The organism is Bacteroides sp. D1, assembly GCF_000157095.2.
Classification (GTDB): Bacteria; Bacteroidota; Bacteroidia; order Bacteroidales; family Bacteroidaceae; genus Bacteroides; species Bacteroides xylanisolvens.
On the sequence record NZ_JH114344.1, the window covers coordinates 259,293 to 272,052 of the forward strand.

The 12,760-nt window shown below is 40.1% G+C and carries 7 protein-coding genes; 1 reads left to right on the plus strand and 6 read right to left on the minus strand.

Annotated features, from left to right (window positions below; genetic code table 11):
• Positions 1-30: 30 nt before the first annotated feature.
• The 6 genes from BSAG_RS07550 to BSAG_RS07525 form a co-directional block, all read right to left on the minus strand.
• The gene (locus BSAG_RS07550) at positions 31-1,743 is read right to left on the minus strand and encodes a PKD-like family lipoprotein (protein ID WP_004313742.1); all 1,713 of its coding nucleotides are present in this window, start codon (positions 1,741-1,743) and stop codon (positions 31-33) included.
• Positions 1,744-1,760: 17 nt separating this feature from the next.
• Entirely contained in the window at positions 1,761-2,519 is a 759-nt protein-coding gene (locus tag BSAG_RS07545) for a DUF4843 domain-containing protein (RefSeq protein ID WP_008770472.1), read from the minus strand.
• Positions 2,520-2,562: 43 nt separating this feature from the next.
• Positions 2,563-4,077, minus strand: a complete 1,515-nt coding sequence (locus BSAG_RS07540) for a RagB/SusD family nutrient uptake outer membrane protein (protein ID WP_008997637.1) — start codon at positions 4,075-4,077, stop codon at positions 2,563-2,565.
• Between the two features lie 10 nt (positions 4,078-4,087).
• A complete protein-coding gene (locus BSAG_RS07535; protein WP_008770474.1) occupies positions 4,088-7,429 on the minus strand; it encodes a SusC/RagA family TonB-linked outer membrane protein in 3,342 nt (1,113 codons plus the stop codon).
• Between the two features lie 39 nt (positions 7,430-7,468).
• Positions 7,469-8,668: a FecR domain-containing protein gene (locus BSAG_RS07530; protein WP_008997638.1), complete on the minus strand. Its 1,200-nt coding sequence runs from the start codon at positions 8,666-8,668 to the stop codon at positions 7,469-7,471.
• Positions 8,669-8,914: 246 nt separating this feature from the next.
• Positions 8,915-9,484: an RNA polymerase sigma-70 factor gene (locus BSAG_RS07525; RefSeq protein WP_004307824.1), complete on the minus strand. Its 570-nt coding sequence runs from the start codon at positions 9,482-9,484 to the stop codon at positions 8,915-8,917.
• 1,360 nt (positions 9,485-10,844) lie between these two features.
• Here BSAG_RS07525 and mnmG point away from each other — a divergent pair.
• On the plus strand, positions 10,845-12,731 hold the full coding sequence (mnmG, locus tag BSAG_RS07515) for a tRNA uridine-5-carboxymethylaminomethyl(34) synthesis enzyme MnmG (RefSeq protein ID WP_004313736.1): 1,887 nt from the start codon (positions 10,845-10,847) through the stop codon (positions 12,729-12,731).
• Positions 12,732-12,760 lie beyond the last annotated feature (29 nt).

Here is a 12,760-nt window from a genome sequence, read left to right on the forward strand (position 1 = left end):
ACTATATGAATCACTTTTAAAGCTATTCTTCTAGAAAGAAAATGACATATAATCATCACCACTTCCCCATTTATAAAGGACATCTACAATTTCTCCAAAGTTCTTATTTTCTTCTGAAGTGGTTTCATTCGGGAATTGCTGTTTAAGAGAAACCGCCGTACACGTACCGTCTTTTAGTCTTGTTTCTACAACACTATATATATAAAAACTTCCGTCTTCCAAAGCAACCCCTAATTGCCCACTGTAAGGATACTTGTATTTACGTAAATTGGTGGTCACATCCATACCTGACAAGGTCTTGACAGCAGCAGGCAACGGCTCACCTAATGGCATCAAACTCCCTCTATATTCCACATCTCCATAAGAATCCCATCCGTATTGATAATAATAAAGCTGGTTTCCGCTGGCAATAACCACATAACGTTTATTTCCAAAATTAGCCATACCACGATAATCATTGATAACTCCTAAAGGAGCCTCATAATACCAACCATCCATACAACTAACGGATCTGCTATCTGCCTCTAACCCGAAATAACGCAATTCATATACTGATGTAGCTTCATCTTTCAGCAAAACCGTCCAAAAAGGATAAGCCATTGTAAAATCATTCCCTCCATCATATGGAGCTGGCAATGCATCTACCACTGTCTTTTTTATATTTGAGAAGTGATCTTCACCACTCGGATCGGCAATATTATACATATTCCCACTTTCAGAACTAGTCATTTCGCCGATAGCTGAACTCTCACTTCCAGCTACATTACCCACATCCAAAATGCCCACTAATGAATTATCTTCTTTTGTCAACGCAAGCATCACATTCGTATAATAGTAATTAAACTTATAGGCTTGGAACAAGCGACTGAATCGGGTTTCATTATTTAATCCTATAGACATATAGGTACCTGCATGAAAATCAGCCGCATCTGCCTTTTTTTCCCAATAAATTAGTCCATTCTTATCCAACAATGCCTTAGCCGTATAAGTCATGGCAGCTTCTATCGGAGAAAAATGAGCAGGAATATCCCCACGGAACTCTTCATCTGTGTACACTTCACGTTCCAGCGTATTGCCATTAAGCTCCACCCAGCGATCTTGTTTCACTACCAATTCATCGTATACGCTAATACCGTACTGAAGATTATAATCTATATAACCAATGTTATTCATCAATCCTTTCGGATTTGATCCCAAATTGGAAACGACATCACGCTTCACTATATGATAAACCAATGAATCACGAGTAAAGGTTTCCCCATTATACGTTACCTGATAATGTTGTGTTGTAGGTACAATGAAATGAAGCACAGAACGTCCGCCTTCATCCGACAGAATAGTCCATCCACGTTGAAACATAGACATCACCTTAATAATCGTAGATTTTCCGAACTGGACCCCCGACTTATTGTCGGTCACTGCAAATGTCACTTGATACGTACCGCTTTTGTCGGCTTTAAATGTATAAGTGGCACCACTTTCACCTGTCTGCAACTGTTTGTCTATGTACCATTCGTAGCTGACGTCGGGCGTAATGCTGTCTATCGTAAACTTAAATGTAGGCGCCAATACCAATTCGTCTCCCTCTATCAAGTTATATCCAGAATTGATATTCTCAATATTGAAATTACCACCTTGTAAGTCATTAATCTGCTTGTAGTTATAATTATTGTCATCATCCAAACAACCGGACATAACTCCGACAAAAACAGCCATCACTGCATATATTCCTAATTTTTTCATACTTTGCAATTTTATAGTTATCCTGCCACTTCCACAGTAATCACATTTCCATGCTCATCTTTCTCCCAATCTTCCTTTTTCTTTCCTTCGTTCATCTGCTTCAAGGTATTCTTCAGTCTTAATGAATATTTACGTAATACTTGCTTGTTCTTTCCATCGAACACCATATCATCTTTTTTCAACTCGTCCAAAAACATCTGATACTTCCTTTCCGAATATTCACCTAGATAAAACCAATCGACCGAGTTCCCCGGATTAGATTCTGACCCTGCATCAATCACCGACCACCAGTGAGGTTTAAACAAACGATCGGTAACAGTAATAAAAGCACGAGAATATGAATGGTCACCTTGCTTCACCCCATTTGCCTCCACTACCTGCAATGCCAATATTTTCGTTTCTTTCTCCAGCATTGGGGCATTCTTCAGTATCACATAAATGGTATCCGTGAGCAATCCCTTTCTAATCCTACAGTCTGTAGGCAGCACATATAAGTCGGCAGGCAAGGTTGTATATTCTGCATCTACACTTACATTAAAATGTAAATCATCTTCCTGTATTTGCCCGTAGACAGAGACTTCTATCGGTATTTCGGCATCCTCACCCTCATTATACATTTTAAAAGATACTGTAGTCGTGTCTTTTGTCATATCATTAGCAAATCTCAAATAGGCTGTATCGTTACTGTTGACCAGCAATCCCTTCTCTTCACACGAAATGAGCATCAGATCTGCAATACAAATCAACGCTCCCCATATAGCATATTTTATCTTCATTTTCATTTCTCTTAAATAGTTATTATGAAAATATTCCTTATATTTAAATATTTGATTCCGAATCAGGTTTCGGCAATACCACATTCTCATCAGTCGGCAAAATATCACTACTATAATAAGAGCTGGCGGGGATCAATCTATTCAACCGTTTATACATATAGAATATCTGCCCTTCACCTAGAAATTCACGACGGGCATCATTTACCAACAAATCTATAAACTCCGATTTATTTGTCACATTATCAAACTTCTTTGATATCCCTCTTCCTTTTTTCACCAATTCCAAATAGCCTCGTGCTTCTTTGGGTTTGGTATCAAAAATCGCTTCAGCAGCAATGTAATACACCTCAGACATACGTATCATAGGGAGCATACGGTTATTTGTTTTCCCTTCATTTGTACTCTCTGTCTGTTTGTTATACTTCAATGTGCGATAATAAAACCCATAATACTTCTCTTCCAATTGATACTTAAACCGCCAGTCGCTATTTATTTCATCCCCATACAGTTCTTTCGCAACATCACCATCAAGACACAAATAATTCTCCTCACTGGCACCATCGGAACCATGATTTATTTCCTGATCCCATTCCACCAACTCCTTTGAAGAATAGAGCCCGAAAATAATATCATTATACATCTTCATATTTCCATTCCTAAAGCCAGACGAATTAGTTGAAGCCTCGAAATAGCCGGTTTTATTTTCTTCATCAATGATTTTCTTGGCTTCTGCATAAGCCTCTGCATTCTTTCCCGCATACAAGAAAACACGAGCCAACTCCGCCGTTACCGCATAATAATTCAGGCGATAGCCTCTGCTTTTTGCAAACAGGCTCTCTGAAACCGTTTCGATATTGAATCTAGCGTTCGCCCCCATACTAGATGTTGCATCCACTTCCTTCAGAATGCGCTGTGCTTCCTTCAAATCAGCAATAATCTGTTCCAAACAATAACTAACAGTTTGATGGTTGTTGACATAGCTAGGATAAACATTAACATAAGGAATGAAAGTACGATCATCTTTCCCGAAACCAACAGATGAAGGAGATGGAGCATAAATACGAAGCAAATCAAATTGTATAAATGCGCGCAATCCGATAGCCTCACCCAAAATCATCTGCCGCTCACCATCAAGTTCACTAAAGAGATTAGGGTCAGCTTTGGCGGCCTGTTGAGCCAATTCATTACAATTGGCAACCACATTCCAAGCAGCATTCCACATGGCATCTGTGACAGGGACTAATTCTGTATTTTTAAACTGAAGCGCTGCCATATTTCTCATAGCTGTTCCACCACCTATACTTGGAGCTTGATCTATATAATAAGACTGCGCCCAGGCATCCATAATGCCCCAAGTAAGGTTACTTCCATACAAATTGAAAGTAGCCATCTTCCGGTAAATACCGTTCGTTGCCGTACGGAAACCATCACCAGAAGAGAACAAATATTCCTCCTTTATCTCATCAGAAGGATAAAGGTCAAGCCAATCTGAACACGAAGAGAGTGTCAAGACTACAAACGCAAAAGAAACAAACGTAGTATATATTTTTCGTATCATAATGGTATACTTAGAATTGTGCTTTAATAGAGAAATCAACCGTCCATGACTTCGGGTAACTTAAACCTCGCTCCTGACGGATAGAATTCCAGTTAATAAAATCGCGTGTACTTGCTTCCAATCGGAGCATATTCATTCCCAAATACTTCTTTATCCATTCCCGATTGAAATCATAGCTTAAAGTTAATGCACTCAAACGCAGATAAGCCTTATCCTGAACGAAGCGTGAAGTCGGCATAGTGGCACTATCGGCATTTTTAATATCTTTAAACTGCGCAATATCTCCCGGCTGTTTCCATCTGTCGGTCAACACACGCAAGTCTACGTTTTGATATTGTATTCTGGCATTCTCCACCCGGTCTACCAAAGTCTGATTATACTCCTGCCCGCCCCATTCGTATTGGAAAGCAGCAAATAAGCTCCATTGTTTATAAGCAGCATTAAATCCGATAGAGCCATTGAATTTAGGTTCAGTATTACCAACAGCCACTTCTTGAGTGGCATTCCATGTGTCGGACACGCTACCATCACGGTTTAAGAATATTTCCTTACCTGTAGTAGGATCAATACCCAAAGATTTCACAGCCCAAATGGAAGTAAGTGACTGTCCTTCCTCATATTGAGAAATTGGTACTCCATATTTAGAATTATAGCGGCCATACTCTTCATTCACTATATTCTCATAGAATTCTTTTACTCGCTGATTGTAGGCACGTTGCGAATCAGAAATTTTTAGAATCTTATTCTTGTTGTGTGCCATATTTCCCCATAACGCCACCAACCAGTCACGATTACGGAATACTTCGCCACGTACCTGCAACTCAAATCCCTGATTCAGTACTTCACCCATATTGTCTTTATAACTAGAGAAGCCGGAAGTTTGAGACAGGCTGACATCGTTCACCAAATCAATTGTTTTATCATGATAATAATCTGCATCCACCGTCAAGCGCCGATTCAGAAATTGCATTTCAATACCTACATTAAACTTATCAGTCTTTTCCCAAGTCAAGTTGTTATTTCCCAAAGCTTTCAACACTGCGCCAAAACCTGTTGCATACCATTCATCAAAAAGCGCTTCGTACATAGTTGTAGCAGCATAAGCTGGAAAACTAGCTTTACCAGTCCGCCCATACGATGCACGTACCTTCAATTTGTTAACCATCTCATTTCCTTTTAGAAACTCATAATTATGAATGTTCACCCCCAAACCTCCGGAGAAGAACGGTGCCCAGCGTTGCTTGGAGCCAAAATCAGATGACCCATCAAAACGAACGGAGAAATCAGCCAAATAAATATCATTCCATGTATAGTTTCCGGTAGCCCATGCACTGACCATGCGTGAAGTACCTTCGGTACGTGACGGCTTTTCATATATTTCGGCTGCATAATTCGATGAATGGAATTGTCCACTCGGAAATCCGCGGTAATGAACGTTTGTCGCATCTGATGAACCAGAAGATGCCTCCCATGCCACAGACAGATTTAAATTATGTTTATTGAAAGAACGTGTATAATATAAAGCTGCATTTGCATTCCAATTCAAACTATTTCCATCATCCACATAGAGGTCACCCAAGTTATGTCCACCTTCATTAGGAGCAGCCGTGGTTTTTGAAGACAGCGGGTCAATAAACCGTTCTCCACTAGAATATTTACGGTTCACACTAAATTGACCTCTAACAGTCCAGTAATCGGTCAGATACCAATTCAAACTCAAATTATTGGATACTTCATCATAAGCACTCCAAGTATAATTGCCAAGAGTCGCTTCGTATAGTGGGTTGTTAGCCTCGCGTAAATTGCTATTCTTCGAGAAGCTCAACCTTTTTCGCAACGTCCCGTCATCATTATAAGGTGTATCATAGGGTTGCAAAATGGTATAGTCACTAAACGAACCATAAGGCGACTCTTTCGATTTAGAATGAGTGAACGATACAGTGTTCTTCACTTGCAAAGACTTCATACGATAATCCAGAGAGAAACCAACACTATAGCGATCACGTCCTGACCCCTTCATCACACCATTCGCTGCATTGTAAGAAGCATCTACACCCCAACGCAAGTTTTGCGTACCTCCCTCTATAAAGAGGCTGTGTTTATGGTCGAATGCATTTCGTAGAGGCAGTACCATCCAATCAGTATCCACACCACGTTGAATTTGTGCAAATCTCTTATTATAATCAAGAATTTGATTTTCCATGTTACTATTATCGAAAAGTCCGGCAAGGCGTTCCATCTCCAGTTTTTCTGAAGCATTTGCCAGATTATAGTCGCTCAAGTCGGGCATTTCCACCGTACCTGTAAAGTTGTAAGAGACACGCACTTCACCTGGTTTCGGAGTGACGGTAGTGATAACTACCACACCGTTAGCGGCACGCGAACCGTAAATAGCGGTAGCTGCAGCATCTTTTAGGATGGTCATGCTCTCTATGCGGCTGGGATCTAAGTCGTATACCTTTTCGATGCTAACTTCAAATCCATCCATAATGAATGTAGGCAGATTGGGATTATTTTCCAGATTCGATTTAGACAATTGATTCTTATCCAAATCTCTGGTACCTACCCCCGAACGTCCACGAATATACATTTCAGGCAATGCGTTCGGATCGGAACCAAACTGCGTATTGCTCATCAAACGAAAAGAAGGGTCGAATGACTGCATGGCATCCAGAACATTGGTTTGCGATACCTTACGCAACTCATCACCTGTTATTTGGGTAGAACTACCAGTAAAGCTTGATTTACGAACATTGCTATATCCGGTTACAACTACATCCTCTAATGTCTTCACATCATCCAACATAGTAATCTCAAGCATCTTCTTACGTGTAGCATCTACCTGAAGAGTCTGTTTCTTCATACCAATAAAAGAGATTTCCAAAGTCACCTTATCATCCTTAACATCCAAAGTAAACTCACCTTCAATATTGGTAGAAGTACCCGTACGAGTACCTTTTACGATGATGCTGGCTCCTGGAATCGGTTCCTTATTCGAATCAATAACCGTACCACGGATACGATTATCACGCTTCTCGGCCTGCAATTTACGAACAACAACAATACCGTCTTTCACCACATAATCAAATCCCTGGGGATTTAAAATCAACTTTAGAGCGACTTCCCATTTCTCATTTTTTGCATTAATTGATACGGGAGGAACTCCTTTAAACATTTGTGAATTATACAACATATTCACTCCTGTTTGTTTCTTCACTGCATCCAAAACTGTCTCGATAGAGACATTATGCAGATTCAAAGTTACCGTCTTATCTTGTGACGGTAGAGCCCATGTGCTAAATGTGCAACACACTGCCACTAAAAAACATAGTAGCCATCGTTTTTCTCTCATAAATTAATGATTAAACTTTACCTAATATTCTATTTATTCTTACTCTTTCATTCCATCGTATATCAATACTTTCCGGCCACTGATTTTATAAGTCAGATCGCCTGTCAGTTCCAAAGCATCCAAGAAAGAATTGATCGTTCCGTAGCGTTTCAAACTGCCACTGTAAGTTATGTCGCGTAGATCCGGTGTTTCATAATAAATCTGTATATCATACCAGCGTTCGAATGTCTCCATAATCTCCCCTAAAGAACGGTTTTTAAAGTTGTACACACCATTTACCCAACCGATATACTCATCCAGATCGACTGTACGTTTCTCTGTGCCATTGGCAGAAACTACTGCTTGTTCACCCGGCTGAAGAGTTACCGTTCCGACATTCGGTGCAGAAAATTGAACTTTTCCATGTACCAATGTAGTGTAACAAACGGAAGCATCGGTATAAGCATTCACATTAAACGCCGTACCAAGCACCATCACTTCGCCAAGATGAGTTTGTACCACAAACGGATGAGATTCATCCTGCACAACCTCAAAATAAGCCTCACCTTCCAGAGCTACAATCCTGCGTTTACCCACAAAGCGTACCGGATAAGTCAACTTAGAACCAGCATTCAAATGAACTGTTGTCCCGTCAGCGAGGACCACAGTATTTTCCCCTCCACGTGGTATGACTAGTTCATTTGATATTACCGGCTTCTCTACGACGCTTTTCTCTGTGTATTGTGTTGTGGCGGTCGGTTTATATGACAGCACTCCTTCCTTATATTTTACCTGAACGCCGTCTACTATTACGTTAACTTCTTTCTTATGTACATCAATAATGCTGCCATCGGGTAAAGTCAATTGTGCCTGTTGAACTCCCGGCTGAATCAATGGTCTGCTTTCCTCTTCAATCGAACCATAATTCGACATATAGAAAGATAAACCGATTACTAAAACAACAGCTGCTGCAACAGACCACCAAATCCGGAAAGCACGAGACTTCTTTATTACCTCCGGTTCCGTTTGTCCGATTTTCTGAAGGAAAGATTCATAGGCTTTCTTTGATGAATAATTTTTATATTCTTCAAATGCAACTCTTAATGTCTCACCATTCTGCAATTGTTCATACACTTTTTGTAAGTCCGGGCATTCCGCCAATCGCTTTTCAAGCTCTTGCTGTTCCGATTCATTAGCTTCTCCTAAAAGAGCTTTCTTCATTAAAGCGGCATCTTGATATACATTTTCGAACTTCTTCATCTTATTTTTCCTTTTTAAATCAAACAACTGTTTAATTTGCTTTATTATAGATATACATAACTCACAGAAAAGGGTGACAAAAAGATGATATTTTTTTGAGATAAGAATATAAAGGAGAGGAATTTAGAGGCAAAAATATAACATTATGTCACAATACAGAAGGAATCAGTTCGTTTTTAACAAAGAAAACAAATCTTAAGTAATCAATAAAAAGATAAAGATGTATCAAATTGACTTTTTATCTTTTTAGAGAAATAAACAAAGAATAATAGAATGAACAGAGTCGCCCAGCCTCTCACGAAGGAATTTATAGCTGCGTGTCTTTTGAGTTTTAACAGTATTGATACTTATTTCTAAACGTTCCGCTATCTCTTCCCATGTATGTCCTTCGATTCTCATTAAGATAATCCGGCGTTGCTCGGACGGAAGTTCTTCGATATAGCAATAGAGTTGCCGGATAATTTCTTCTTTCACCGTCAATGCATAAATCATATCTTCGTCCTCCACGCTTTCTTCTTCGGCTAAAGAATTCAATATGGTATCATGAATTTGATTATTGCGTATATATAATAAGGTATTATTATAGCAGGCACGATAAAGATAATTGGTAAGCTCTTTAATATCAGAAAAGGTACGCTTCCCTTCCCATACAGAAATAAAAACGTCTTGTACCAAATCTTCTACCGCATCGGGGACCGGCAATATCTTTGATACATAAACACATAAGGCAGTATAAAAACGATCGTAGAAATCGCCCCACATCTTTTCATCCTTCCGGTTTACTCCCGCTACTATAGTGTCAATTTTATCGTTCATACTGTCACATTACCTGCGAAAAAAGGAAACAGAATTCATAAAAATCGCCGTAACTACTTACTTTTGCGACATTTACGATTGCAAATATATTGTTTTTTTTCAAAAACGCAGACTTTGCCGGCTTACAAAATAGAAAATAAAAAAGTTCTTTCTCATACATAGAGATTTTTTCACTTTCATCTTTCATCTATCACCAGACTTCTTGAAACAGTTTATTCATAGCACTTTCAAGCATGGTGATAGATTGCCGGTAACCTATCACCTTATCTATCATCTATCACCACCATTTTATCGCTCTGATTTCTTGTTTTTTCCCTTCAATTTTACCGGGAATCTTGTCCTATGATAGCCACCAGACTTTATTTTTTTGATTTCAAATATGAGTCAGACAAGAGAAATGCTGACAAAACAATCGTAAGCTATAGGGCAGCGGTTCGTATCCCACAAGACGACAATCTGTTTCATGCTTTGAAACACTCTGTTTCATTACGGGAAACACTTTGTTTCACACCGAGAAACGAATCGTTTCAAACCTTGAAACAAACTGTTTCAAATAGGGTTGAAACTAATTGAATCCAGGCAAATAACAAATTGCCCCAAAAGAAACTCGAACGAGCTTACCATACAGTTCAAATGAGAAGCAAAAGAAAATAATAGTTGGAAATGAAAGGGCACAAAAAAAGAGCGAATCATTCCGCTCCACCTTTAAAGAATCCCCATAAATGGGATTCTTCTTTTTCTTCATCTTTCATTTACTCTTTACCTGAAAACGTCTTTCTCCTAATACCTAATCAAAACAATCTTTTTCCTAAAAACTAATCTTAAAATCTAATACCTTAATTTTATAAACTAACACCTTTTAATTATTACCTTTTTCTAATACCTAAAATATAAGTAGTTTCACAACTACACTGCAAAGGTATAGCTGTTTGCAAAAACAACAAAAGCCATCATGCAAAAAATTACATTCAGATTTATTTTTTTGACTTATGTCAAGACGTAGGGTAGATTTTGAGTGTAAACCTTACGTTTATTCCCACAACAATCCGTCTTTTCAACAAATCTTTCCTTTTACTCTCTAGTTGCATTCATAATTGAGCAAGCGCACAACTAACAAAAAGAAAGCAAAACAGGGAATTTAAAACACAATCTATTACCATTCTATTCAAAAACATACAATCACAAAAAACAATAAGCGGCCTATTTTCGAACAATCTGCATATTTCTAACTCAAAATTACGGCGATTTTTTCAGTCAAACCGGATTCCTCCCCGGATTTTCAGAAGCAAAAACAGCTTGAAGATACAAGTCTCACAACTTTTCCGTAACTTTGCAGCGTTTGATAATAAATAAGATAGGAATGGATTTTAAGTACGACGTAATTGTAATTGGTGCCGGACATGCTGGTTGTGAAGCAGCGGCTGCCGCAGCTAATTTAGGTTCCAAGACTTGTCTCATCACTATGGACATGAACAAGATTGGGCAGATGAGTTGCAACCCGGCTGTAGGAGGAATCGCCAAAGGACAAATTGTACGTGAAATAGATGCACTGGGTGGACAAATGGGATTGGTGACAGATGAAACAGCCATTCAGTTCCGAATTCTAAACCGTTCGAAAGGCCCTGCCATGTGGAGTCCCCGCGCCCAATGCGACCGGGCTAAGTTCATTTGGTCCTGGCGGGAGAAACTAGAAAATACACCCAACCTTCATATCTGGCAAGATACAGTATGCGAACTGCTCGTTGAAAACGGTGAGGCTACCGGATTGGTCACTGCGTGGGGTGTCACCTTCAAAGCGAAATGCATTGTGCTCACCGCAGGCACTTTCCTCAACGGACTGATGCACGTAGGTCGCCATCAATTACCGGGAGGAAGAATGGCCGAACCAGCTTCTTATCAATTGACCGAATCCATCGCCCGTCACGGCATCACCTACGGAAGAATGAAAACCGGTACTCCGGTACGAATCGATGCGCGCAGCGTTCATTTTGACCAAATGGATACACAAGCCGGCGAATGTGACTTCCACAAGTTCTCCTTCATGAATACCAGCACGCACCACTTAAAGCAACTTCAATGCTGGACGTGCTACACCAATGAAGAAGTACACCGGATTCTGCGTGAAGGTTTGCCGGATTCTCCACTGTTCAACGGACAGATACAAAGTATCGGACCACGCTATTGCCCGAGCATAGAAACCAAGATTGTTACTTTCCCCGATAAAGACCAGCACCAGTTATTCCTGGAACCGGAAGGAGAAACAACACAAGAGTTGTATCTTAATGGATTCTCTTCTTCACTTCCGATGGAAATACAAATTGCGGCACTGAAACAAATCCCGGCTTTCAAAGATCTGGTTATCTATCGTCCGGGATATGCTATCGAATATGACTACTTCGATCCGACCCAATTAAAACATACGTTGGAATCGAAGATTATCAAAAACCTGTTCTTTGCCGGACAAGTGAACGGCACTACCGGATATGAGGAAGCAGGAGGACAAGGATTGATAGCCGGCATCAATGCGCATATCAACTGCCACGGTGGAGAAGCCTTTACTCTGGCCCGCGACGAAGCATATATTGGCGTATTAATCGACGATTTGGTTACCAAAGGTGTGGATGAGCCCTACCGTATGTTTACCTCCCGTGCAGAATATCGTATTTTGCTTCGTATGGATGACGCCGATATGCGCCTGACAGAAAAAGCGTTTAAGCTCGGATTGGCAAAGGAAGATCGCTATCAACTGGTAAAAAGCAAGAAAGAAGCCGTGGAACAAATCGTTTCTTTCGCACGCAACTATTCGATGAAACCGGCATTAATTAATGATGCTCTCGAAAAGATAGGAACAACTCCCCTGCGTCAGGGATGCAAGTTGATAGAGATTCTGAATCGTCCGCAAGTGACAATCGAGAATATAACAGAATACGTTCCGGCGTTTCAGCGGGAACTGGAGAAAGCGACAAGTTCGGATCAGGATCGGAAAGAAGAGATTCTCGAAGCTGCTGAAATCTTAATCAAGTATCAAGGATACATTGACAGAGAACGAATGATTGCTGAAAAGCTGGCACGATTGGAGAGCATAAAGATCAAAGGAAAATTTGATTATTCTACCATTCAATCCCTATCCACCGAAGCTCGGCAAAAGTTGGTAAAGATAGATCCGGAAACGATTGCGCAAGCGAGCAGAATTCCAGGAGTCTCCCCAAGCGACATCAACGTACTGCTCGTGCTTTCGGGACGATAGGCGGCAACGTTTCACGTGAAACAAATCAT